Here is a 24,798-nt window from a genome sequence, read left to right on the forward strand (position 1 = left end):
CAACACGTTTCAGTTTTGTGCGTCTGCTCGGTAGGCTGGGCCGGTGCCCGAGGTCACCAGCCAAGCACCGGCCATTGACGGGTGGTTCGCCACCGACGAGGCCGGCAACCCGCATCTGACCGGCAGCAAGTGCCCGCAGTGCGGAACCTACGTCTTCCCGCCGCGCGAGAACAACTGCCCCAACCCGGCCTGCGAGAGCGACACACTAGAGTCCGTCGCGTTGTCTCGGCGCGGAAAGCTGTGGAGCTACACCGAAAACCGTTATGCCCCACCGCCGCCCTATCCCTCCCCCGACCCCTTCGAGCCGTTCGCAGTCGCCGCGGTGGAGCTGGCCGACGAGGGGCTGATCGTGCTGGGCAAGGTGGTCGAGGGCACGCTGGCGGCCGACTTGAAAGTGGGCATGGAGATGGAGCTGACCACCATGCCGCTGTTCACCGACGACGACGGTGTGCAACGCATCGTCTACGCGTGGAGGGTCGCATCGTGAGCACGCCCGAACCGCTGTACATCCTCGGCGCCGGAATGCACCCGTGGGGCAAGTGGGGCACCGACTTCACCGAGTACGGGGTGGTCGCCGCGCGGGCCGCGCTGCGCGAAGCCGGCCTCGACTGGCGCCAGATCCAACTGGTGGCTGGGGCGGACACCATCCGCAACGGCTACCCGGGCTTCGTCGCCGGCGCCACGTTCGCCCAGAAGCTGGGCTGGAACGGCGTGCCGGTCAGCTCCAGCTACGCCGCGTGCGCCAGCGGTTCGCAGGCCCTGCAAAGCGCCCGGGCCCAGATCCTGGCCGGTTTCTGCGATGTGGCGCTGGTGATCGGCGCCGACACCACACCGAAGGGCTTTTTCGCCCCGGTGGGCGGTGAACGCAAGAACGATCCCGACTGGCAGCGGTTCCACCTCATCGGGGCCACCAACCCGGTGTACTTCGCGCTGCTGGCACGGCGACGGATGGACCTCTACGGCGCCACGCTCGAGGACTTCGCCCAGGTGAAGGTCAAGAACTCCCGGCATGGCCTGCACAACCCGAACGCCCGGTTCCGCAAGGAGACATCGGTCGACGACGTGCTGGCCAGCCCGGTGGTCGCCGATCCGCTGCGGCTGCTGGACATCTGCGCCACCTCCGACGGCGCCGCGGCGCTGATCGTGGCCAGCGCGAAGTTCGCCCGCGAGCATCTCGGCTCGCTGGAGGGGGTGCCGTCGGTGCGCGCGGTCAGCACCGTCACCCCGGGCTACCCCCAGCATTTGCCCGAATTGCCCGATATCGCAACGGATTCCACCGCGGTAGTGTCCGCACCGGACCGGGTGTTCAAGGATCAGATCCTCGACGCGGCCTACGCGGAGGCCGGCATCGGGCCCGAGGATTTGAGCCTGGCCGAGGTCTACGACCTGTCCACCGCGCTGGAACTCGACTGGTACGAGCACCTGGGACTGTGCGCCAAAGGCGAGGCCGAGTCGCTGCTGCGCAGTGGCGCGACCACCATCGGCGGCAGTGTCCCGGTCAACCCCTCGGGCGGCCTGGCGTGCTTCGGCGAAGCCATCCCCGCGCAAGCGATCGCCCAGGTGTGCGAGCTGACCTGGCAGCTGCGTGGTCAGGCCACCGGCCGGCAGGTGACGAACGCGAAGGTGGGCATCACCGCGAACCAGGGCCTGTTCGGCCACGGTTCATCGGTGATCGTGGCGCGGTAGCCGCTGCCGAGCAGACACAGAATCGCACTCCGCTGCGCGGATCCGTGCGATTCTGTGTCTGCTCGCCGTAGGGAGTTGGCCGCGAAGGCGGCTACTTGGCAGATGTGTCCAGGGTTTCCAGGACGACTTCGGCCACCCGCTTCATGGTGGTCCGCCGATCCATGGCGGCGCGCTGGATCCACTTGAACGCCTCCGGCTCGGTCATGCCCTGCTTGGCCTGTAGCAGGCCTTTGGCGCGTTCGACGAGTTTGCGCGTTTCCAGACGGTCGGACAGCGCCGCCACTTCTTGTTCCAGCGCGGTGATCTCGCTGAACCGGCTGACAGCCAATTCAATTGCCGGGATCAGGTCGCTGGCGGTGAAGGGCTTCACCAGATAGGCCATGGCCCCGGCATCGCGTGCGCGTTCCACGAGGTCGCGCTGGCTGAACGCGGTCAGCACCACGATCGGCGCGATGCGCTTACTGGCGATCTCCGACGCCGCGTCGATCCCGTCGCGGCGCGGCATCTTCACATCCATGATCACCAGATCGGGCTTGTGCCGCTCGGCCAGTTCGACGGCTTCCTGGCCGTCGCCGGCCTCTCCGACGATGTCGTACCCCTCCTCTCGCAGCATTTCGGCGAGGTCCATTCGGATGAGCGCTTCGTCTTCCGCGATAAGGACACGGTGTGGCTTTACTGCATCGGCGTCGTTGGTGGGGCCGGTCATGACGGACATTGTGGCGTGAGCGGCTGAGATGGCAAACCTTGGGGGGCGGCGAGTCGGGATGACGGCATGAATCCGCTATGGTTGGAGGCTGCTCTGAGGTGGAATGCCGTACGGGAACAACCTCAGCCCTCGTATCCCAACTGGCAGAGGAAACGGACTCAAAACCCGTCCAGTGTGGGTTCGAATCCCACCGAGGGCACTCCGGGATCATGCTGTACACCATTGGCCACGGCGCCAAGACGGCCGGGCAACTCACCGACGCGCTGCACCAGCACGACATCAAGCTGCTGGTCGACGTCCGCAGTTTTCCCGGCTCGCGTCGCAACCCGGACGTGTCCAAGCAAGTGATGCCCGACTGGCTGGGCGCAGCCGGGATCGGCTACCGGCACGAACCTGATCTCGGTGGCCGCCGCAAACCGCCCGTCAGCCCGGTACCGCGTGACCTGTGGTGGGAAAACCCGGCGTTCGCGAATTACGCGGCGCACACCCGCACGCCCGGATTTCGGGCGGCATACCAGCGGCTGCTACAGGATGCCGACACCTGCGACGTGGCGGTGATGTGCGGGGAACCGACGTGGTGGCGCTGTCACCGACGCATGATCGCGGACCTGGCCGTCCGCGACGGACGCCAGGTGCAGCACATCATGCCCAACGCCGCACTGTCGCCACATCCTGCGTCGGACTGGCTCACCTATGACGTCGCCGACGGGTCCTGAGTCTTGGCAGGTGGCCGACAATATCGAACGCAACGGTTACGCTTTGGTCGTGGCGGCTAAGAAACGCGGTGCCCCACGGAAACGATCCGAGGGCTCACCCCGTCACGACTGCGTCACGGTGGTGCGCGAGCAAACCCGCGAATTCGACCAGCACTACGCCCGCAGTGCGGCGCGCCGGGGCCGGCTGCTCAGCATCGCCGCCTGGCTGGCCGTAATGGTCAGCGTGAGCTTCGTGCTCATGCAATTTCTGACCGATGCCTGGATTTGGCCCCTGAGTTGGATCAACATCGCCGCGGCCGTGGTCTTCGCGATCGTCCCGATGCTGCACCGCTTCGGGGAATTGGTGGCACCGCTGACATTCATCGGGGCCGCCTATGTAGCCGTCTTCGCCAGCTGCTGGAGCATCGGCACCGGGTCCGGTGCCCAGTTCTTCTTTCTCGTCGGCGCCTGCCTGGTGGTTCTGGTGTTGGGCATTGAACACATCGTGTTGGCCAGCGGGCTGGCAGCCCTTGCCACCGTGTTGATCATCGCCGTGGAGTTCCTGGTCCCCCGCAACACCGGAATGCAGCCCGCCTGGGCGCAGTCGGCGGGCTTCGTCGTCACCACGGTCTCGGCCTGCGTGGTGGTGGTCGTGTCGGTCTGGTTTGCCCTGTGGGACACCGCTCGCGCCGAAGCGATCATGGAAGCCCAATACGACCGCTCGGAGGCCCTGTTGGCCAACATGTTGCCGGCCAGCATCGCCGAACGGCTCAAGCATCCCGAGCGAGACGTCATCGCCGACAAGTACGACGAGGCCTCGGTGCTGTTCGCGGACATCGTCGGCTTCACCGAGCGGGCCAGCAGCGCCGCGCCAGCCGACCTCGTCCGATTCCTGGACCGGTTGTACAGCGCTTTCGACGCGTTGGTGGACAAGCACGGCCTGGAGAAGATCAAGGTCAGTGGCGACTGCTACATGGTTGTCAGCGGCGTGCCGCGCCCGCGGCCCGACCACGTGCAGGCACTGGCCGACTTTGCACTCGACATGGTCGGCGTGGCTGCGGGGTTGGCGGATCCACAAGGCTGCCCGGTGCCGCTGCGGGTGGGCCTGGCCACCGGTCCGGTGGTCGCCGGCGTGGTGGGTTCGCGCCGCTTCTTCTACGACGTATGGGGCGACGCGGTCAATGTCGCGTCGCGGATGGAGTCGACGGACTCGGTGGGCAAGATCCAAGTGCCAGACGAGGTCTACCAGCGCTTGAAGGACGACTTCGTGCTGCAGGAGCGCGGACACATCAACGTCAAGGGCAAAGGCGTCATGCGCACCTGGTACCTGATCGGCCGCAAGGCGGTGCCGGAGCCCACCGACGTGCTTGCCGAGGAGCCAAGCGCGGCCAGCGTCTGAAAACTCAACGCACTCGATCAGTAATTCGCTAACTGCTCGCCGAGTGTGCACCGACTGCGCCGAGTGTGTACTGGCGGCGGGGACACGCCGGGCGGCGCCGCCGTGGTTGCACTCTCGGCGTGCCGGCATTGTGATGAATGTGGCTGGAGGGCACCGATGGGCAGTTGTGAAGACAGACCTCGATGCCTCCATGCTGTACCTGGCCACTCAGTGCCCGTCGTGGGCTGACGATCTACGCCTGGTCGACGGCACCCCAGTGCCGTGCGGTGCGTCGCGGGAGACCGCGAAACGCTTCGAACTGGCCGGTTTCGCCAACTATGGGGCGGACCACTCTATGCCAAAACCGTCACATGCGTCACACTGGTGCCATGCAAACCACACCCGTCTCGGGCCCCGTCCCCCGCTTGTTGCCGCATCTGTGGATTTCAACGCTGTTATCGGGACTCCTGTCGCTGATCCTCGGCATAGTGGTCCTGGTTTGGCCAGGGATATCGGTCCTGGTGGCCGCCGTCGCGTTCGGCGTCTACCTCGTCGTGACCGGCATCGCGCAGGTTGTCCTCGCGTTCAGCCTGCACGTTTCGGCGGGCAGCCGAATCCTGGCGTTCATCAGCGGCGCAGCCTCGCTGATCCTGGCCGTACTGGCGTTCCGCCATTTCGGCAACGCGGTCCTATTGCTGGCCATCTGGATCGGCATCGGGTTCATCTTCCGCGGCGTCGCCACAACCGTGTCCGCGATCAACGACCCGACCCTGCCGGGACGGGGATGGCAGATCTTCGTCGGAGTTGTCAGCCTGATCGCCGGCGTCGTGGTGTTGGCCGCGCCGTTCGAGTCGATCATCACCTTGGCCATCGTCGTGGGTGTGTGGCTGGTCATTATCGGCGCCTGCGAGATCGTCTCGGCGTTCGGCATCCGTAAGGCGGCCAAACGTCTTGGCCTGTAACCCTTCCACGAGCACGCGAATTGGCCGTAGCGTCAGCGCCGATCGCTCTACTACACTTCGTCGTAGCCCACAGGTATCGGCCCGTAATCTCCGGAGATGACAGATGAATGTCGTCGACATTTCGCGCTGGCAGTTCGGTATCACCACCGTCTACCACTTCATCTTCGTGCCGCTCACCATCGGCCTGGCGCCGCTGCTGGCCGTCATGCAGACGGTGTGGGTGGTCACCGATAACGTCGCCTGGTATCGCCTGACCAAGTTCTTCGGCAAGTTGTTCCTGATCAACTTCGCCATCGGCGTAGCCACCGGAATCGTGCAGGAATTTCAATTCGGGATGAACTGGAGCGAGTACTCGCGCTTCGTCGGCGACATCTTCGGCGCCCCGCTGGCGATGGAAGGCCTGTTGGCCTTCTTCTTCGAATCCACCTTCATCGGATTGTGGATCTTCGGCTGGACCAGGCTGCCCCGGCTGGTGCACCTGGCCTGCATCTGGATCGTCGCGATCGGCGTCAACGTGTCCGCGTACTTCATCATCACCGCGAACTCGTTCATGCAGCACCCCGTCGGCGCTCACTACAACGCCGAAACGCGGCGCGCCGAACTGACCGATATCGTGGCCCTGCTGACCAACAACACCGGGCGAACGGCATTCGCCCATACGGTCATGGGGTCACTGCTGACCGCCGCGACGTTCGTTGCCGCCGTCAGCGCCTGGTGGCTGGTTCGGTCGAATACCTTCCCGGTCGGGCCCGGCACCCGCGCCATGTATCGGCCCGCGACCATCCTGGGCTGCTGGGTCGCGCTGGTCGCCGCGGCCGGCTTGTTCCTGAGCGGCGATTACCAGGGCAAACTGATGTTCCAGCAGCAGCCGATGAAAATGGCTTCGGCGGAGTCGTTGTGCGACACCCAAACCGATCCTAATTTCTCCATCCTCACCGTCGGCCGTCAGAACAACTGCGACAGCCTCACCCGGGTCATCGAAGTGCCTTACGTACTACCGTTTCTCGCCGAGGGCAAAACCAGCAACGTCACCCTGCAGGGTGTGCGCGACATCCAGCGAGACTACGAACAGCGATTCGGGCCGAACGACTACCGTCCCAACCTGTTCGTCACCTACTGGTCGTTTCGGCTCATGATCGGCTTGCTCGCGATTCCGATACTGTTCGCGTTGCTTGCGCTGTGGTTGACGCGCGGCGGACGGATCCCCCGCCAGCGGTGGTTCGCCTGGGTTGCGCTGCTGACGATTCCGACCCCGTTCCTGGCCAATATCGCCGGCTGGGTGTTCACCGAGATGGGCCGTCAGCCCTGGATCGTCGCCCCCAACCCCACCGGTGACCAGAATGTCCGACTGACCGTCGCGGCCGGCGTCTCCGACCACGCGCCCGGCATGGTGATCACCTCGCTGGCCACGTTCACACTCGTCTACGCGGTGCTTGCGGTCATCTGGTTCTGGCTGCTCAAGCGCTACATCGTCGAAGGACCGCAAGACCACGATGCGCAACCGGCTGCGCCTCGTGCACCCGACGACGAGGAAGTCGCGCCGCTGTCGTTTGCCTATTAGGGCGCCTATTGGGGCCGCACGGCGGCCTGATACCGACCGAAGGGAGCTGACCGTGGGTCTGCAGGAGTTGTGGTTCGGTGTGATCGCGGCGCTGTTCCTCGGTTTCTTCATCCTCGAGGGTTTCGACTTCGGGGTGGGCATGCTCATGGAGCCGTTCGCCCGCATCGGCGCCGGCGACCCGGAGACGCACCGGCGCACCGCACTCAACACCATCGGCGCGGTCTGGGACGGCAACGAGGTCTGGCTGATCACCGGCGGTGCGGCGATGTTCGCGGCATTTCCCGGCTGGTATGCCACCGTGTTCTCCACGCTGTATCTGCCGCTGCTGGTAATCCTGTTCGGCATGATCGTGCGTGCCGTGGCCATCGAATGGCGCGGCAAGGTCGATGACTCGAAGTGGCGGTCGTTGGCGGACTTGGGGATCGCGGCCGGATCCTGGCTACCGGCGGTGCTGTGGGGCGTGGCGTTCGCCATCCTGGTGCGGGGCCTGCCGGTCGACGGCAACGCCCACGTGCATCTGTCGATCACCGATGTGCTCAACGCCTACACGCTGCTGGGCGGATTAGCCACCGCCGGGCTGTTCCTGTTCTACGGCGCGGTGTTCGTCGCGTTGAAGACCGCGGGCCCGATCCGTGACGACGCTCATCGGTTTGCCCGGTGGTTGTCGCTCCCGGTGACTGGACTGGTTGCCGGGTTCGGGGTTTGGACGCAACTGGTGTATGGCAAGCAGTGGACCTGGGCGGTGCTGGGCGTGGCGGTGGTGGCGCAGGCGGCAGCCGTGCTGCTGGTGTGGCTGCGCGCGTCGGACGGCTGGGCGTTCGTGTGCACCGCGGTGGCGGTGGCAACCGTGGTCGTGCTGCTGTTCGGCGCCCTCTACCCGAACCTGGTCCCGTCGACGCTGAACGAGCGGTGGAACGTCACGATCTACAACGCCTCGTCGACCACGTACACCCTCAAGATCATGACTTGGGTGACCGCCATCTTCGCGCCGCTGACGGTGGTGTACCAGGCCTGGACGTATTGGGTATTCCGGCAACGCATTTCGACTGAGCGGATACCGCCGTCCATCGGTCTGACGAGGCGCCCCTCCTGAGCGCAACGGACAGGTCTGCCCGCGCGCCGCTGGATCCGCGGCTGTGGCGGGCATCGTCGGCCCTGCGCCGCTACCTGATCGCCGCGGTGGCCTGTGGAGTGGTTATATCCGGCTGTGCGATCGGCTCGGCGGTGGTCCTGGCGACCATCGTCGCGCGGATCGTGGCCGATCCCTCGACGCGACAACTAGGCTGCTGGCTGAAACCGCTGGCAATATTGTTGGCGCTGTGGACAATTCGTGCTGTGACGCACTGGATGCAGGCGCGTCTGGGGCAACGGGGAGCCAGCGCGGTGATCGCGGATCTCAGCGGCCAGGTGTTGACGGCGGTAACCGGCTGCCAGCCCAGGGAGGTTGCGGCACAGCGTGATGCCGCCGCGGTGCTGGTCACCCGCGGACTGGACGGCTTGCGTCCCTACTTCACCGGTTACCTGCCCACCTTGCTGCTTGCGGTGATTCTGACACCGGCTACCGTCGCGGTCATCGCGGCCTATGACGCGAAATCGACGGCGATCGTGGTGATCACGCTGCCCCTGATTCCGATCTTCATGGTGTTGATCGGGATGGCGACGGCCGACCGGTCGGCAGCCGCGCTGGCCGCGATGGGCACGCTGCAGGCCCGGCTGCTGGACCTGATCGCCGGCATCCCCACCCTGCGGGCGCTGGGCCGCGCAGTGGGACCGAAGCAGCGCATTGCAGAACTCGCTGCCGCGCACCGCCGTTCGGCGATGGCCACGCTGCGGGTCGCCTTCCTGTCGGCGTTGGTGCTCGAATTGCTGGCCACGCTGGGCGTGGCCCTGGTTGCGGTCAGCATCGGTCTTCGCCTGGTGTTCGGACAGATGAGCCTGGCCACCGGGTTGACGGTACTGCTGCTGGCTCCCGACGTGTACTGGCCGCTGCGGCGCATCGGTGTGGAATTTCATGTCGCCCAAGACGGCAGAACCGCGGCCGCCCAGGCTATCGCAGTCGTCGGCGAACCGGCGTCGACGACGGCGGCCACCCGCACCGTGTCGGCCCGCGGAGCCCTGATCCGCATCGAAAACCTCAGTGTCGCAAGCAGAGACGGCCGCTCACCGGATGACCTGACCGCGGTGCTCGAACCCGGCCGAGTGACAGTGCTGACCGGGCGAAACGGCGCGGGTAAGAGCACGGTCCTGCAGGTGATCGCCGGCCTCACCGTGCCGTCGTCGGGACGGGTCACCGTCGCCGGAATCGACGTCCGCGATTTGGAGCCCGCCGACTGGTGGCGGCAGCTGTCCTGGCTGCCGCAACGCCCGGTGCTGGTTCCGGGAACGGTCCGCGACAACCTGGTCCTGTTCGGTGATCTGGACGACCTTGACAGTGCTTGCGCGGCAGTAGGATTCGACACCGTGCTGGCGGAGCTGCCTGCCGGATTGGACACCGTGCTCGGCCGCCGCGGCGTCGGCTTGTCGCTGGGGCAGCGACAGCGCCTCGGACTGGCCCGTGCCCTCGGAGCAACCGCCCCGGTGCTGCTGCTCGATGAACCGACCGCGCACCTCGACGCCGCCACCGAGGACCGGGTGTTGCGCACCGTCGTCGACCGGGCGCGCCGTGGTCCGACGGTGGTGGTCGTCGGCCACCGGGCAGAAGTCGTGGCCATCGGTGACCGAGTCGTCGAGGTCAGCGCTGGCAGCGAGGTCGGCTATGCCCCGGTCTGATCCGCTGCTGGCCGGCTATGAGCTGCTGCGTCCGCGACTGCGGCGGGTCCTGGCCGCGATTGTGCTGGCGGCGTTGTCGCTGGGCAGCGGCCTGGCCTTGGCCGGGGTTTCGGCGTGGTTGATCACCCGGGCCTGGCAGATGCCGCCCGTGCTGGACTTGTCCGTCGCGGTCGTCGCGGTGCGAACGTTCGCGATTTCGCGCGGGATTCTGCACTATTGCGGGCGACTTGCCACCCACGACACCGCGCTGCGCGCGGCCGGCGCCGCCCGCGCCCGGATCTACCACCGGCTGGCCACGGGGCCGCCGGCGGCGGCGGTCCGGCTGCACAGCGGTGAGGTGGTGGCCCGAGTCGGCGCCGACGTCGACACCGTGGCCGACATGCTGGTCCGTGCGGTAGTACCGATCGGCGTCGCCGCAGTACTGGCGCTGGCCGCGACCACGGCCGTCGCGATCATCTCGGTGCCGGCCGCAGCGGTCCTGGCGATCTGCCTGCTGGTGGCCGGGGTTGTCGCGCCCTGGCTTGCCGGCAGCGCCGCCGTGCGACACGAGGAGCTGGCCCGGCGACATCATGGCGGCCGCGACACGTCGGCCATGGTCGCACTCGAGCATGCGCCCGAGCTTCGAGTCGCCGGAGTCCTCACCGACGTCATCGCCGAATCCCAACGGCAACAACGTGCGTGGGGTAAGGCGCTCGACGCCGCGGCCAGGCCGGCGGCGATCGCCGAGGCGATACCGACCGCGACGATCGGGATCAGCGTGTTGGGTGCGGCGGTGACGGCGATCGGCATGGCTCCCACGGTCGCGCCGACGACGCTGGCCGTGTTGATGTTGTTGCCGTTGTCGGCCTTCGAGGCGACGACCGCACTGCCGGCGGCCGCGGTCCAGCTGACCCGGTCACGCATCGCCGCACGGCGGTTGCTCGACCTGGCTCCGCCCGAGGGCAGCCACCCGGACCGGGCCACGACGACACCGGTGGGGCCCGCGATCACCGGCCGGCTGTCCGCCGACATCCGGTGCGGCCACTCGGCGGCGCGGTCATGCCCGGCAGTGCTCGACCTGCCGCCGGGTGCCCGGCTTGCCGTCATCGGCCCCAGCGGCTCCGGCAAGACGACGCTGCTGATGACGCTCGCGGGGCTGTTGCCGCCGCTGCACGGCCGGGTGCTTCTGGACGGAACCGACCTGAGCCGCCTCGGTGAAACCGAACTGCGTAGAGCCGTAACCTTTTTCGCCGAAGACGCACATGTCTTCGCCACCACCGTACGAGACAACTTGCTGGTTGCCCGCGGCGATTGCGGCGATGACGAATTGACGGCCGCCTTGGCCAAGGTGGGCCTCGGCGGCTGGCTGGCCGGCCTGCCCGAGGGCTTGTCGACAGTGTTGGTCGGTGGTGCGCAAGGACTTTCAGCAGGACAGCGCCGACGGCTGCTGCTCGCGCGGGCGGTGCTCTCCCCCGCCCGAATTGTGCTGCTGGACGAGCCGACCGAACACCTTGACGCGACCGATGCCGGGGCTGTGCTGCGCGACTTGTTGATGCCGGGCCCGGGACCGATTCTGGGCGACAGGACGGTTGTGGTGGCTACCCACCACCTGCCCGACGACATCCCGTGCGCCCGGCTGCGCGTCGGCTCACCGGCGTGACCCTTCGGGTAGCCCTCGGCGCCGCGGCATGAACTCCAGGGACAGCAGCACCAGCAGCAGCGGAACAATCTGGGTCAACGAGACCAGCGCATAGCGTCGTTGGTCCAAGGCGTGGAACTTGCACAGGTACCGGTACAAGGACTCCAGGGAAATCAACGGATCAAGCAGATGGATCAGCAGGTAGAACAGGCGTTGCAGCCGGCTGCGGTGCGCCGCGTCGAAGATCTCCGGGAACGCCGCAAACGCCAGCGAGAGCCGCTGCGCGCCAGCCTCTTTGGCGGCGGTGATCATGTCGACGCTGAGCCGCTCGTCGATCCCGTTCGGAGCGCCACGGCGCCGCCACGGCACATCGAGGGAGAAATCACTGCCGCCGCCCGCGGTGGTGAATCGGTCGAAGCCCTGCACCCGCCCCGAAGCGTCCCTGGCTATGATCAGCTGAACGCCTGGGTATTTGCCTTCCAGGACGCCGTCGAGGCTCATGCAGAAGCCGCGATCGGCGCGGGCCCCCTTGGGTGACGCCAGCAGCATCTCGGTCAGCTCTGCGCGCTGCTTGTCGTCGAGTTCCTGCTCCGCCACGATCTCGGTGGTGATGCCGGCGTTATGGGTTCGTTTGACGGCCTGACGCAGGTTGCGGAACTTGCGGCCCACCATCGCGAAGTTGGGGACATCGATGACGACGTCTCGCCCGATCGGTACCGCCTGCAGCGACCTTCCCGGGACGGCGGGGTCGGTCCATAGATTCAGCCGTCGCTCACCGCAGGCCAGCACCGCAATCCGCCAGCCGCGGGCATGACACGCGGCGGCGAAGTCGGCAATCAGCTCGGGGAACTGCGATTCGTCACCAATCGGGTCCCCGGCGACAACCGCAAAGCCCAGCCGCGTCCGGTATGCCAGCGCCGCGGTACCGGCCGCGTTGAAGTGGTAGCACTTGCCGGCCTGCATGGCGAACGGCGCCAGCGGGTCCTCGCTGGTGGCGTTGATCAATGCCCACACCCGTGGTAAGTCCTCAGGTCGTGGGTGCGACGACGTCGGCCACATCAACACCAATCCCGATCCGGCGATCAGCATCTCACCGGCCAGGTCGAAGGACAGCACATGCAGGCCCAGCCCGGCGACCAGGAATAGCGCGGCCGCAGCCGCGTGCATGGCCGTGACCGGACGCCCGAGGAAGATGCCCCGGGCGATCAATGCCACCGCCGCCAGCATCGTCAGCGACCAACTCAGCCGCCCGGCTGCCTGCCAATCCTCGTGCCGGTAGTTATGCGCGAGCAGCGCAATGAGCCAGCACGCCGCGCAGAACACCGCCAGGGCGCCGACAAGGCGAGCCCTGAATGTATCGACGTGGACGACGACGCGTTCGCGGGCACGGACCCTCGGCGCGACATCGACCGACGGTTCGTTCACGCTCACCTCCCGCTGACCTGCCTCTCAGCTGCCGGACGGGCACCCGCTACCAGGAACGGTACGCCTGCGCGTGGCCGGGTTGAGCCGAACCGGGCGGTTGTCCTGCGGTTACCCCACCTCTCTATCGGCGAGCCGCGGGAAAGTATTTCAGGACGCCCTCCTGCACCACGGTCGCGATGAGCCGCCCGCCGCGGTCGAAGAAATGCCCGGTACCCAGCCCGCGCGAATCCGCGGCCACCGGCGACGATGTCGAATACAGGACCCAGTCGTCGAAGTCGACCTGCCGATGAAACCACACCGAATGGTTGGCCGACGCCGCGAAAATTCGGTCGAAGCCCCACGACAGCCCATGGGTGGTGATCACCGAGTCCAGCACGGTGGTGTCGGAGGAATACAGCATCGTCGCGGTGTGCAGCACCGGGTCGTCAGGCATCGCGCCCAGAGCCTTGAGCCAGACCCGGTTGTAAGGAAGCCGATCGCCCTTCTCCCGCATCACCCAGGACGGGTCATTGGTATAGCGCCACTCGATCGGTTGCAACGCGTTGACGAAGTGCGGGACGGTGTCCTCGTAGCCGCGCAACAGCTCGCCGATCGGTGGCCGCATGTGCGGCTCGTCAACTTCCGGCGGATCCACGGCGTGCTCGAGCCCGGGACCGCCGGACATGTAGGAGATCATCGCCGACGACAGCAACGTGCCGTCTTGTACCGCGTCGACGCGCCGGTTGGCGAACCGCCGCTCGTCGCGCAACCGCACCACATGGAATTCGATGTCCTTGGTGGTGTCGCCACCGTTGATGAAATGCACCGAGAGTGCGCTGGGTGGTAGGCCGTCGCGGGTCAGCGTGCGGGTGCTGGCGACGAACGACTGCGCCACCAGCAACCCGCCAAAGGTGCGCAGCGGGTTCTTGCTGGGATGAGATCCGATGAATCGGTCGCCGGCGACCCGGTGGAGATCCAACACCGCCAGCAGTTCGTCAAAATCGGACAACTAAACGTCGTCCTCACCGATCCGGTGCACGTGGATCAGGTTGGTGGAACCGACCGTGCCCGGAGGCGCACCCGCGACGATCACCACCAGGTCGCCCCGCTTGTAGCGGCCGAGTTCCAGCAGCGACTTGTCGACCTGGCGGATCATGCCGTCGGTGGTATTCATGTGCGGGACGATGAATGTTTCCGTGCCCCAGGTCATGGCCAGCTGGCTGCGCACCTCGGGCAGATCGGTGAAGGCCAGCAGCGGCAACGGGGTGTGCAGGCGGGCCAGCCGCCGCACGGTGTCGCCGGATTGGGTGAAGGCGACCAGGGCCTTGGCGTCCAGTCGCTCGCCGATGTCGCGGGCGGCATAGGAGATCACGCCCCGCTTGGTGCGCGGCACATGCGTCAACGGCGGAGCCGCCGTCGAATTCTCTTCGACCGCACAGATGATCCGCGACATGGTCCGCACCGCCAAGAGCGGGTACTTGCCGACCGACGTTTCACCGGACAGCATCAGTGCGTCGGCGCCGTCGAGCACCGCGTTGGCGACGTCGGAGGCCTCGGCGCGGGTCGGCCGCGAATTCTCGATCATCGAGTCCAGCATCTGGGTCGCCACGATCACCGGCTTGGCGTTCTCCCGCGCCATCTGGATGGCGCGCTTCTGCACCAGCGGGACCTCCTCCAGCGGCAGCTCGACCCCGAGATCACCGCGGGCCACCATGACGGCGTCGAAGGCCAGCACGATGGCTTCGAGGTTGTCGATGGCTTCGGGCTTTTCCAGCTTGGCGATCACCGGTACTCGCCGTCCGATCCGATCCATCACTTCGTGGACGAGCTCGACATCGGACGGCGAGCGCACGAAGGACAAAGCCACCATGTCGATGCCCAGGTTCAGCGCGAACGTGAGATCCTCGATGTCCTTTTCCGACAGCGCGGGCGCGGAAACATTCATGCCGGGCAGTGAGATTCCCTTGTTGTTGCTGACCGGGCCGCCCTCGACGACAGTGCAGACCACGTCGTCGCCGTCGACGTGATCGACTATCAGTCCGACTTTGCCGTCGTCGACCAGCACGCGGTCCCCGGCCGTCGCGTCCTGAGCCAACCTCTTGTAAGTGGTGGACACCCGGTCGTGGCAGCCGTCGCAGTCCCGGACGGTGATCCGGACCGTTTCACCATCAGCCCAATAGGTCGGCCCGCTGGCGAAGCGCCCCAACCTGATCTTCGGGCCTTGCAGGTCGGCGAGCAGGCCAACGGCGCGCCCGGTGGCATCCGAGGCTGCCCGCACTCGTTTGTAGGCCGCCTCGTGATCCGCAGAGTCGCCGTGGCTGAAGTTCATTCGGGCGACGTCCATTCCGGCTTCGACCAGCGCTCTGACCATGTCGTCCGATTGGGTGGCCGGCCCGAGAGTGCAGACGATCTTCCCGCGTCTTGTCACGACGACAAAGCATAGTCGCGGTCATCTGCCTTCGGTGCGCCTCGCCGATACCCGCGCATCGGACCACAGCCGAAGTGGGCGTCGCAATACCGGTGTGCACGCGCCCACTCTCCGCGCGATGCGAACGCGGACCGGCGGCGGCGGCGCCGGCCCGTCGATCGCCGTGCACGGGCAACTTTCCGCGCGCAAAAGGTGCCGAAAATTTGCCAATTTGAGAAACTCCTCGTATGGACACCTACCGCGCCGTGATTGCTTCTCCCGTCGTCCGAATCCTTGGTCCCGCAGTCGTCACCGTGTGGGGTATCAGCGCCTCCGTCCTTCCCGGCTTTGTGGTCCCGGCGGCGTCCGCAGAGCCCTGCCCCGACGTCGAGGTGGTGTTCGCCCGGGGTACCGGTGAGGCTCCGGGTGTCGGCCCCACGGGGCAGGCATTTGTCGACTCCCTGCGCTCGCGAGCCGGCGGCAAGACGTTCGGGGTGTATCCGGTCAACTACCCGGCCAGTGACCAGTGGGATACCGGGATCGACGGCATCCGAGATGCTAGTGCTCATGTCGTTTCCATGGCGGGCAGCTGCCCGCAGACCAAAATGGTCCTCGGCGGATATTCGCAGGGAGCGGCCGTGATGGGCTTCGTCACGTCGGCCGCGGTGCCGGATGGAGTCGATCCCGCCACCGTGCCCAAGCCGTTGGCGCCCGAGGTGGCTGACCATGTCGCCGCGGTGGTGTTGTTTGGGTTGCCGAACCACCGGGCGATGGACTTCCTCGGTCAGCCCCCAGTCGCTATCGGTCCCGCGTATCAGGCCAAGACCATCAAGGTGTGCGAACCGGAAGATCCGGTCTGCTCCGACGGGCTGAACTTCGCCGCCCATGACGCGTACGCGGGCGACGGGCTGGTGGTGGAGCAGGGGGTGGCCTTTGCCGCCAGTCGGCTTAGCGCGGCTGCTGGCGGGCCGGGCCCGCTATCGGGCTTCGGCAACTGAACGACGGGGCCGGCTGAGGTCAAACGCCCAGAACGGTTGGCACCAACGGGAAGCCGGGCAGGTTTCGCAGCACGGTCCACACCACCGTCGCCACCGCAAGGGTGATGATCGCGGGCGCGGGCAGCCACAACTGGCCATTGCGGCGGCGCAGCAGCATCCAACCGGCAATCATGGGGATGCCGGCCAACAAGAAAACCAAGAAAACATTGTCATTGAGGGCGGCCGCGACATCACCGTGCAGCAGGTCGTGCGTCATCCGCAGTCCGCCGCACGCGGGGCAATTCCAGCCGGTGAGCAACTTGAACGGACATTGCGGGTACAGCGAGTGGCTGCGGTGCGGATCGACCGCGCCGACATAGCCCAGTGCGCCGGCCAACAGCACGGCCGAGCCCGCGGCGCCATAGAGATGACGAAGCCGCCGAGCGTGCTTACCGCGCGCCCCCGATGCTGTGGCGGTCCGATCAGGTTCCATCGCGCAATGGGCGACCCCACGGGTCGCTGACTTTGTCGGTCAGGATCAGCACCGCGTCGATGACGCCCCAGATTACGGCGCCGACCCCGCACGTCAACCAACCGACGAGCAGCTGCGCGATGCCCATCCCGGTGTGCCCGAGGTAGATTCGGCCGATACCGGCGATGCCGAACAGCCCCAACAGCTGTAACAACCCCGCGATCGTCTTCGACTTGTCCGAAAGCGGTTGCCCGGTAACAGGATGCCGACCGAAGGGAGCCGACGGGTCCGCTGCCGGGCCGTGGTAGCCGCCGGGCCGGGAGTATTCCGGATAGTACGGCGGCGGAAAAGGCGGTGGATATCCCGGTTGCTGCTCCGGTGAACCGGGCTGCGCAGCCCACGACTGGTCAGTCACCGCTTCAGCATGCCAGATTCAGTGGGCCGGCGCCCGAACCGCTGGTGCCGGACCGCGCCGGCGGCTACCGTCCCGACCGTTGTCGCCGGTTCCGCAACCGAGCCCGCCAGCCCTGCCGTGTCGAGCCGGTGCTGTCCGACGTCGGCGAGCTGGGAGCGGGCGGTGCCTGGTCGCCATCCTGGTGATCATCCCGGTCGTCAGCACCGCCGGAACCGCGGGATGCATCCGTTTCCGCCGCCTTCGGCGCGGTGGTGTCCTCCGCGTCAGGCTCCGAAGCCTGCGCCTGGGCCGCAGACTCTTGGGCCTCGGCCTCTTCGGCTTCGGTGTCTGCGGCTTCGGTGTCTGCGGCTTCGGTGTCTGCGGCTTGCGACTCAGCCTTTTCGGCTTCAGCCTCCGGAGCTGCAACCTCCGGGGTCTGAGCATCCGGGGCTTCAACCTCCGGAGCTTCAGCCTCGCCGACCTCAGCCTCAGGAGCTTCAGCCTCCGCCGGCTCAGCTTCTTCAGTGGCGGAATCTGCTTCAGGCTCTTCGACTTCGGGCTCTTCCGCCTCGGTTTGGGTCCCGGCTGCCGCAGCGAGCTCCGGCTCTCCGATCTCCGATTCGCCCTCAGCCTGTGCGGCCTCAGCCTCATCGACTACCGACTCGGCGTCGGCCTCTTCGGCCTCTTCGGCCTCTTCGGCTTCTTCAGCCTCAGCCGGCTCAGCCTCGGCCACTTCGGTCTCGGCTTCTTCAGCCTCGGCCTCTTCGGCCTCGGGGGCCACCTCGGCGGCTACCTCACCGGTTTCCGGCTCCTCGGTCTCCGCTTCTTGGGCCTCGGTTGCGCCATCCTCGGACGCCGCGGCCGCGGCCTTCAGGGTGTGCGGCTCGGCGAGTTCGTCGGCTCGCTGTGTTTCCGCCGACTCAGTCGGTTCGTCGTTATCGGCACCGGCTGCGCCAGCGACTGCGGTGACAGCCGCCGAGCCCGAAGCCACAGCCGCGAGCTCTGCCTCAGGCTCGGCCACTACCTCAGGCTCGGCCGCTTCCTCGCCGACCACGGCGGTGCCACGCACTGTGGCCGGATCCTCGCGGCCCTTCGGCGCCAAGATCACATACACCACGGCGCCGATGAACACGAAAGTCGATGTGAACACATTGATCCGGATTCCGGCGATGTGTGTGGCGGTATCGTCACGCATCAGCTCGACACCGAATCGCCCGACGCAATAAAGCGCGACGTAAAGCCCGAACAGTCGCCCATGGCCGATCGTGAAACGCCGATCCAGATAGATCAGCACCCCGAATACCAGTACGTTCCACAGCAATTCGTAGAGGAACGTGGGGTGCACGACGACCGCGAGCTGCCCGGTCGAGACACCGTCAAGGGAATGAACGTCGACGAATCCGGCGGGATCGCGCCGGTAGAAGATCTCCAGTCCCCACGGCACTGTGGTCTCGCGACCGTAGAGCTCTTGATTGAAGTAATTTCCGAGCCGGCCGATCGCCTGCGCCAAAACGACCGCGGGGGCGGCCGCGTCCAGGAAAGCCGGCAGCGGAATTCCGCGGCGCCGACAGGCGATCCACGCCCCGACGGCGCCGAGGGCGATCGCCCCCCAGATGCCTAGGCCGCCATCCCAGATTCGCAGCGCCGCGGCAAACCCGGCGCCACCGTGGCCGAAATATGTCCGCCAGTCGGTGGCCAGGTGGTAGAGCCTGCCGCCGATCAAGCCGAAAGGCACCATCCACAGCGCGATGTCGTAGATCACGCCGCGCTCGCCGCCGCGGGCCACAAAGCGTCGGTCGCCGATCAGTAAGGCCACGATGATGCCGGTGATGATGAACAGCGCGTAGGCACGGATAGGCAGCGGCCCGAGGTGCCAGACGCCGCGCGACGGGCTGGGGATGTACGCGAGCCAAGTCGTGGTCATGAGGCCGGCCTTTCGCGGACCCCGGCGGCAAGTTCGTCCGTCAGCGCGCGCAGCCTCGGCAAGCCCGCGCCCAGTGCCGACACCAACGCCGAGCCGACAATGACACCGTCGGCGTAACGTGCGATCTGCGCGGCTTGTTCTCGTGACCGCACCCCCAACCCGACCCCGACCGGTATGTCCGACACTGCCTTCACCCTCCCCACCAGCTCGGGCGCGGCCTTTGAAACCACATCGCGCGCCCCGGTCACGCCCATCGTCGACGCCGCATAGACGAACCCACGCGACGCCTTGACCGTGATTGCCAATCGTTCGGGCGTCGATGACGGCGCCACCAGAAAGATGCGGTCCAATCGATGCTCGTCGGATGCGGCGAACCAGGGTTGCGCCTCGTCGGGAATCAGGTCGGGAGTGATGAGGCCCTGCCCGCCGGCCGCTGCCAGGTCCCGGGCGAATGCGTCGACTCCGTAGCGCAGCACCGGGTTCCAGTACGTCATCACCACGGCATTTCCACCCGCCCGGCTGATCGCCTCAACCGCGGCCAACGTATCCCGGACCCGTACTCCCCCACGCAATGCCGCCTCGGTAGCCCGCTGGATGGTGGGTCCGTCCATACCCGGGTCCGAATACGGAACACCGACTTCGACTATGTCGCAACCAGATTCAACCAGCGCAGTCATTGATTCCACCGACGTGCGCACGTCGGGATACCCGGTGGGCAGATAGCCGATCAGCGCCGCGCGACCAGCTGCCCGACACGACTCGAAAAGTGGCCCCAGCCTGCTAGTTTCACGTTGTTCGACAGTCATCATCAAACAAACCTGTCCGCGTCCGCGCCGGGTGTCAGCAGGCCGAACCATCTGGCGGCTGTCTCGACGTCCTTGTCGCCGCGTCCTGACAGATTCACCACAATGACTGCGCCCCTTCCTAATTCAACACCCAGCTGGAGCGCACCGGCCACTGCGTGCGCGGATTCGATGGCGGGGATGATCCCTTCCATCCGGCACAGCAGGCCGAATGCCTCCATCGCCTCGGAGTCGGTGATCGGTTGGTAGCTGACGCGTCCGGTCTCCTTGAGCCATGCATGTTCGGGGCCGACTCCGGGATAGTCCAGACCTGCTGAGATCGAATGCGATTCGATGGTCTGGCCGTCTTCGTCCTGCAACAGATAGGAGTACGAGCCCTGAAAGGCACCGGGCGAACCTCCGGTGAATGTTGCCGCGTGCCGACCGGTCTCGACGCCGTCACCGGCCGCCTCGTATCCGACCAATCGCACCCCCGGATCGTCGAGGAACGCGTGAAAGATACCGATCGCATTGGATCCGCCGCCCACGCATGCCACGACCGCGTCCGGCAACCTGCCTGCCTGGTCCTGGATCTGGACGCGTGCCTCCATGCCGATGATTCGCTGAAAATCGCGCACCATCGTGGGGAAGGGATGCGGCCCGGCGGCCGTGCCGAAGCAGTAGTACGTGCTGTCGGCATTGCTGACCCAATCCCGGAACGCCTCGTTGATCGCGTCTTTGAGCGTCTGGGAGCCGGTCTGCACGGAGACGACCTGCGCCCCGAGCAGTCGCATCCGTGCCACGTTGAGTGCCTGGCGCGCGGTATCGACGGCACCCATGTAGACGACGCACTCCAGGCCTAGCAGTGCGCATGCGGTGGCGGTGGCCACCCCGTGCTGGCCGGCGCCCGTCTCGGCGATCACCCGGGTCTTACCCATCCGGCGGGCCAGCAACGCCTGACCGAGCACGTTATTGATCTTGTGAGAACCCGTGTGGTTCAGGTCTTCTCGCTTCAAGAACAGTCGTGCTGACCCGGCATGTTCGCCGAGTCGGGTTGCTTCGTACAGCGGCGACGGACGGCCGGCATAGTTGGCTTGCAACGTGTCCAGGGTGTCCAGGAAGTCCTGGTTGACGCGTTCCTTCTCGTAGGCGACGGTGACCTCCTCGATCACCGCCATCAGCGCCTCGGGGACGTAGCGGCCACCATAACCACCGGGGCCTCCGAAATGACCGCCGGAATCAGGATCGTGGCTGGTCCGTTCGGCGATGGCAGCACTCGTACGCGGCAGGTCCGGGCGAGATAGATCTGCCATCACCGACGCTCGAGGTGCACGCGGGTCATCAACGACTAACGAGCCGGCTTCGGGCAGGACGGGTGGGTGCCCGCAGTGACGAGATCGGCAACCGCCGCACGCGGGTCACCGCTTTTCACCAGACCTTCACCGACCAGCACCGCATCAGCGCCCGCGCCGGCGTACGCCAGCAGGTCACCGGTGCCGCGGACCCCGGACTCGGCGATCCTGATCACGTTGCTGGGTAGCCCGGGAGCGATTCGCGCGAAGCAATCCCGGTCGACCTCCAGGGTCGTGAGATCGCGGGCGTTGACGCCGATGACCTTGGCTCCGGCCTTCAACGCCCGGTCGGCTTCCTGCTCGGTGTGCACTTCGACGAGCGCGGTCATACCGAGTGATTCGGTGCGGTCCAGCATCGACACCAACACCGACTGGTCGAGCGCGGCGACGATGAGCAACAGCATGTCGGCACCGTGCGCACGCGCCTCGTGAATCTGATAGGGCTGCACCACAAAGTCTTTGCGCAACACCGGAATCGAGACGGCGGCACGCACCGCGTCGAGATCATCGAGGGAACCGTGGAACCGCCGCTCCTCGGTCAACACACTGATGATGCGAGCACCGCCGTCTTCATAGGCCCGAGCCAGCTTCGCCGGATCGGCGATGGTCGCCAGCGAGCCCGCCGATGGGCTGGCGCGCTTGACCTCGGCGATCACCCCGATGCCGGGCGCGCGTAGCGCGGCCATCACGTCAAGCGGCGGTGGCGCCGCGGCCGCGGCAGCCTTGATCTCCGGCAGGCTGACACGTGCTTCGCGCGCGGCGACGTCGGCCCGGACTCCCTCGAGGATGGAGTCAAGCACGGTTGCCGGACTCATGCCTGCTGTTTCCCTTCCCAACGGTTCCCAACGGTTCCCAACGGTTCCCAACGGTCTCCAATGGTCTCTAACCGTCACCACCGTGACCCGCGCCCCGCAGCCGATTGCGATGACGTTCATGAAGGGTAGCGACCCTCGGCGCGCCCTTCGTCACCGACCCTCGGTGTCGGACCCGTGCGGTCGGTCGGTCGGGTCGACACCGTGGTCAAGGGCATCCCAAATCATTCGTTCCGACATGGGTCCGTCGTCGCCGTGGCGCGCCGTAGCCTGGCGCGCCGCAGGTCCGGCGTACTTTGTGGGGCCCGGATGCGCCGACTCGGCATTCGACGCCGAGCGCAGCAGCACCGCGGCGGCCATCAGGGTGCACACCGCAGCGCCCACCGCCACCGCTGCACCCCAGTAGTAACGTCCGCTGCCAACCAGGGCGGTCAGCGGGACATGGGCAAGTTCGGCGCCACGGGCCGCGACGTCGGGAATCACCCACAGACTGACACCGAGATAACCGACCGCGAAGCTCGCCGCCGCCAGCAGAGCCGCCAGCACCCGCAGCGGCCAACCGCGCACTGCGAGTGCCGCCACCGCCGCAGCCAGCAGCAACATCGCCACCGGCAGCAACGCAGTCGACCAGGTCGCACCGGTCAACGTCACCTGCCGAGGCGGCCCCAGCCCGTCGAACGAGCGAATGACAACCCACGGCAGCCGCGATGCCACCCACAGCGCCCCGGCGGCAATCACCAGAAGCACTTGAGCGATTGCGATCGGTCGAGTCGTCCGGCGACGGGGCCGGGCGGACGAGGAGTCGGTCACGGCGGCGTTCCTCCACCGGGCTGTTCCGCGACGTCCGGACTGGTCAGCGTCTCGGCGGCGGCAATCGCACTAAGCACCGCCCGCGCCTTGTTGCGCGCCTCGTTGTATTCGTAGGGCCCGTTGGAGTCGGCCACCACGCCGCCACCGGCCTGGACGTAGGCGGTGCCGTTCCGCATCAGCGCGGTGCGGATGGCGATCGCGAAGTCAGCGTTGCCGGCGAAGTCGAGGTAGCCCACCACGCCGCCGTACAGACCACGGCGGGTCTTCTCCACCTCTTCGATCAACTCCATGGCCCGCACCTTCGGTGCGCCCGACAGCGTGCCCGCCGGGAAGCAGGCGGTCACCGCGTCCAGGGCGGTATGACCGTGGTCGAGCAGACCGGTCACCGTCGACACCAGGTGCATGACGTGGCTATAGCGTTCGATGTGGCTGTAATCCTCGACCCGAACGGTGCCCGGGGTACAGACCCGGCCCAGGTCGTTGCGGCCCAAGTCGACCAGCATCAGGTGCTCGGCCAGTTCTTTCTCGTCTGCCAGCAACTCCTTCTCCAGCAGCTGATCCTCTTCGTCGGTGTTTCCGCGCCATCTCGTCCCGGCGATGGGGTGGGTCGTCGCCCGGCCCTCATGGACGGTGACCAGCGCCTCGGGACTGGATCCGACAATCGAAAAGTCAATTGCACCAGCGCTATTCGGTATGTGAAGCAGATACATGTAGGGGCTCGGGTTGGTCACCCGCAGGATTCGGTAGACGTCGATGGGGTCGACGTCGGTGTCCATCTCGAAGCGCTGCGAGGGCACCACCTGGAAGGCCTCGCCGGCAGCGATTTGTTCGACCAGGTATTCGACGATCGCGCCGTACTCTTCGGCGGTGCGCTGCGCGCGGTAGCGCGGCTCGGGTCTGCTGAAGGTGGCGACCGTCGACGGTAGTGGTTGACCCAGTGCCGCGGTCATCACGTCCAGGCGCGCGACCGCGTCGTCGTAGGCCCAGTCGACCCGCTCATCGGTGCCGTTCCAATTCACCGCGTTGGCGATCAGCGTGATGGTGCCCTCGTGGTGGTCGACCGCGGCCACATCGGTGGCCAGCATCAGCAGCATGTCCGGCAGCTGCAGATCGTCGACTGCCAGTTCGGGCAACCGCTCGAGGCGCCGCACCATGTCGTAGGCGAAGAAGCCGACCATGCCGCCCGATAGTGGCGGAAACCCGGGATCGGATTGGCTCGGCGCCGCTGTGGCCAAAAGGTCAAGGGTCGCCTGCAGCGCGGCCAGCGGGTCGCCTCCGGTCGGGGCATCCTTCGGGACGGTGCCCAGCCACACCGCTTCGCCGTCGCGCACCGTCAATGCCGTCGGCGCTCCGGCGCCGATGAAGGACCATCGCGACCACGACCGACCGTTCTCGGCCGACTCGAGCAGGAACGTCCCCGGCCGGTTGGCGGCGAGTTTGCGGTACGCCGACAGCGGAGTTTCGCTGTCGGCCAAGACCTTGCGAGTCACCGGAACCACCCGGTGCTCTGCCGCCAGCACACGGAAATCAGCCCGCGTGGTCGTGGTTGCAAGGTTGGCGTGCACCGACCTATCCAACCAGATGCGCAGATCAGCACCGGCCTATCCCGGTGACCGGAAAGCCGGAGACGCGGCTCAGAACTCCGGAATGACCCGCGCGACCTGACCGAACCTTACGGCCCGAAGAAGTCCAATGCCGGCGGCAAGAACTTGAAGGTGCTCTTCAAGCTTCCCAGGGCATTCGCCGTGAGGTTGTTGGTGCCGGGGAGCAGGCCCGAGACCCCGGCCGCGTTGAAGTTGCCAAAGCCGGCTTGGGCGGAACAGCCGGTGCCGAGGAAGACGCCGGCGACGTTGGCGTTGCTGGAGATATTGGTAAGGGTCCCGGCCATGACACTGCTGTTGTTCCCCTGCGCGAAGCCAAGGTTGAGGTTGCTGGTGGCGCCGCCGGCGACAGCCGGGTTGCCCCCGGCCCTAACCGTGTTGTCGTTACCGAAGGTCACGGCCGAAGTTGCCGCTGCCGGACCCGGCGAGAGCCGAGCTGTAGTTACCGGAGACGGCGGCGAGGTTGCCGAAGTCGCGATTGCTGAACC

Annotated in this window: 21 protein-coding genes, 1 tRNA gene and 2 pseudogenes; 12 read left to right on the forward strand and 12 right to left on the reverse strand. The window is 66.7% G+C overall.

The genetic code is table 11. From position 1 onward, the window contains the following. The first annotated feature begins 43 nt into the window (after positions 1-43). Together CDN38_RS00935 and CDN38_RS00940 are read left to right on the forward strand one after the other, a co-directional pair. Entirely contained in the window at positions 44-487 is a 444-nt protein-coding gene (locus CDN38_RS00935) for a Zn-ribbon domain-containing OB-fold protein (protein WP_075511362.1), read from the forward strand. Between the two features lie 35 nt (positions 488-522). Next, the gene (locus CDN38_RS00940; RefSeq protein ID WP_075511383.1) at positions 523-1,686 is read left to right on the forward strand and encodes a lipid-transfer protein; all 1,164 of its coding nucleotides are present in this window, start codon (positions 523-525) and stop codon (positions 1,684-1,686) included. 91 nt (positions 1,687-1,777) lie between these two features. Here CDN38_RS00940 and CDN38_RS00945 read toward each other — a convergent pair whose 3' ends face one another. Then, positions 1,778-2,392: an ANTAR domain-containing response regulator gene (locus CDN38_RS00945; protein WP_075511361.1), complete on the reverse strand. Its 615-nt coding sequence runs from the start codon at positions 2,390-2,392 to the stop codon at positions 1,778-1,780. Positions 2,393-2,517: 125 nt separating this feature from the next. On the opposite strand from CDN38_RS00945, the gene CDN38_RS00950 reads away from it, so the two are divergent. The 9 genes and pseudogenes from CDN38_RS00950 to cydC all read left to right on the forward strand — a co-directional run bounded on the left by CDN38_RS00950 (position 2,518) and on the right by cydC (position 11,396). Beyond that, positions 2,518-2,591, forward strand: a tRNA-Leu gene (locus CDN38_RS00950). Positions 2,592-2,601: 10 nt separating this feature from the next. After that, positions 2,602-3,108, forward strand: a complete 507-nt coding sequence (locus CDN38_RS00955; protein ID WP_075511360.1) for a DUF488 domain-containing protein — start codon at positions 2,602-2,604, stop codon at positions 3,106-3,108. Positions 3,109-3,157: 49 nt separating this feature from the next. Continuing rightward, positions 3,158-4,486 (forward strand): adenylate/guanylate cyclase domain-containing protein, encoded by a 1,329-nt coding sequence (locus tag CDN38_RS00960; RefSeq protein ID WP_075511382.1) that lies wholly within the window; start codon positions 3,158-3,160, stop codon positions 4,484-4,486. 199 nt (positions 4,487-4,685) lie between these two features. Continuing rightward, positions 4,686-4,820: pseudogene (locus CDN38_RS30215) on the forward strand (IS982 family transposase); the annotation flags it as partial. 16 nt (positions 4,821-4,836) lie between these two features. Next, complete coding sequence (locus tag CDN38_RS00975; protein ID WP_099318738.1) at positions 4,837-5,427, forward strand: HdeD family acid-resistance protein; 591 nt, start codon at positions 4,837-4,839, stop codon at positions 5,425-5,427. Between the two features lie 103 nt (positions 5,428-5,530). Continuing rightward, positions 5,531-6,988, forward strand: a complete 1,458-nt coding sequence (locus CDN38_RS00980; RefSeq protein WP_075511359.1) for a cytochrome ubiquinol oxidase subunit I — start codon at positions 5,531-5,533, stop codon at positions 6,986-6,988. A 52-nt stretch (positions 6,989-7,040) separates the two neighbouring features. After that, positions 7,041-8,081: a cytochrome d ubiquinol oxidase subunit II gene (gene cydB / locus CDN38_RS00985; RefSeq protein WP_075511358.1), complete on the forward strand. Its 1,041-nt coding sequence runs from the start codon at positions 7,041-7,043 to the stop codon at positions 8,079-8,081. Positions 8,082-8,167: 86 nt separating this feature from the next. Continuing rightward, positions 8,168-9,757, forward strand: coding sequence for a thiol reductant ABC exporter subunit CydD (cydD, locus tag CDN38_RS00990; RefSeq protein WP_075511357.1), 1,590 nt, complete (start codon positions 8,168-8,170; stop codon positions 9,755-9,757). Further along, positions 9,744-11,396 carry a thiol reductant ABC exporter subunit CydC gene (gene cydC / locus CDN38_RS00995; RefSeq protein WP_099318739.1) on the forward strand — a complete coding sequence of 551 codons (1,653 nt, stop codon included), beginning with the start codon at positions 9,744-9,746 and terminating at the stop codon, positions 11,394-11,396. Before cydD ends, cydC begins: the two co-directional genes overlap by 14 nt. Here the strand turns inward: cydC and CDN38_RS01000 are convergent. The 3 genes from CDN38_RS01000 to pyk form a co-directional block, all read right to left on the reverse strand. Continuing rightward, complete coding sequence (locus tag CDN38_RS01000; protein ID WP_075511380.1) at positions 11,385-12,800, reverse strand: bifunctional lysylphosphatidylglycerol flippase/synthetase MprF; 1,416 nt, start codon at positions 12,798-12,800, stop codon at positions 11,385-11,387. The genes cydC and CDN38_RS01000 overlap by 12 nt on opposite strands. A gap of 121 nt (positions 12,801-12,921) precedes the next feature. Further along, on the reverse strand, positions 12,922-13,788 hold the full coding sequence (locus tag CDN38_RS01005; protein WP_075511355.1) for an acyl-CoA thioesterase II: 867 nt from the start codon (positions 13,786-13,788) through the stop codon (positions 12,922-12,924). After that, a complete protein-coding gene (pyk, locus tag CDN38_RS01010; protein WP_075511354.1) occupies positions 13,789-15,207 on the reverse strand; it encodes a pyruvate kinase in 1,419 nt (472 codons plus the stop codon). Between the two features lie 227 nt (positions 15,208-15,434). Here pyk and CDN38_RS01015 point away from each other — a divergent pair, with 227 nt between their 5' ends. Further along, the gene (locus CDN38_RS01015; protein WP_099318740.1) at positions 15,435-16,184 is read left to right on the forward strand and encodes a cutinase family protein; all 750 of its coding nucleotides are present in this window, start codon (positions 15,435-15,437) and stop codon (positions 16,182-16,184) included. A gap of 19 nt (positions 16,185-16,203) precedes the next feature. Here CDN38_RS01015 and CDN38_RS01020 read toward each other — a convergent pair whose 3' ends face one another. The 8 genes and pseudogenes from CDN38_RS01020 to CDN38_RS01055 all read right to left on the reverse strand — a co-directional run bounded on the left by CDN38_RS01020 (position 16,204) and on the right by CDN38_RS01055 (position 24,274). Continuing rightward, a complete protein-coding gene (locus CDN38_RS01020; RefSeq protein WP_075511348.1) occupies positions 16,204-16,656 on the reverse strand; it encodes a DUF2752 domain-containing protein in 453 nt (150 codons plus the stop codon). Further along, positions 16,646-17,061 (reverse strand): annotated as a pseudogene (locus CDN38_RS01025) (TM2 domain-containing protein). The gene CDN38_RS01020 and the pseudogene CDN38_RS01025 overlap by 11 nt, the downstream one beginning before the upstream one ends. A gap of 53 nt (positions 17,062-17,114) precedes the next feature. Next, positions 17,115-18,953 carry a prolipoprotein diacylglyceryl transferase gene (locus CDN38_RS01030; protein WP_075511346.1) on the reverse strand — a complete coding sequence of 613 codons (1,839 nt, stop codon included), beginning with the start codon at positions 18,951-18,953 and terminating at the stop codon, positions 17,115-17,117. After that, entirely contained in the window at positions 18,950-19,762 is an 813-nt protein-coding gene (gene trpA / locus CDN38_RS01035) for a tryptophan synthase subunit alpha (RefSeq protein WP_099318741.1), read from the reverse strand. Before trpA ends, CDN38_RS01030 begins: the two co-directional genes overlap by 4 nt. Continuing rightward, positions 19,762-21,048: a tryptophan synthase subunit beta gene (gene trpB / locus CDN38_RS01040; RefSeq protein WP_075511344.1), complete on the reverse strand. Its 1,287-nt coding sequence runs from the start codon at positions 21,046-21,048 to the stop codon at positions 19,762-19,764. The genes trpA and trpB overlap by 1 nt, the downstream gene beginning before the upstream one ends. Before the next feature lie 35 nt (positions 21,049-21,083). Beyond that, positions 21,084-21,902 (reverse strand): indole-3-glycerol phosphate synthase TrpC, encoded by an 819-nt coding sequence (trpC, locus tag CDN38_RS01045; RefSeq protein WP_075511343.1) that lies wholly within the window; start codon positions 21,900-21,902, stop codon positions 21,084-21,086. 150 nt (positions 21,903-22,052) lie between these two features. Further along, a complete protein-coding gene (locus CDN38_RS01050; protein WP_099318742.1) occupies positions 22,053-22,709 on the reverse strand; it encodes a TIGR02234 family membrane protein in 657 nt (218 codons plus the stop codon). Beyond that, positions 22,706-24,274: an anthranilate synthase component I gene (locus tag CDN38_RS01055; protein ID WP_075511341.1), complete on the reverse strand. Its 1,569-nt coding sequence runs from the start codon at positions 24,272-24,274 to the stop codon at positions 22,706-22,708. Before CDN38_RS01055 ends, CDN38_RS01050 begins: the two co-directional genes overlap by 4 nt. Positions 24,275-24,798: the final 524 nt, after the last annotated feature.

It is taken from the genome of Mycobacterium ostraviense (assembly GCF_002705925.1).
Classification (GTDB): domain Bacteria; phylum Actinomycetota; class Actinomycetes; order Mycobacteriales; family Mycobacteriaceae; genus Mycobacterium; species Mycobacterium ostraviense.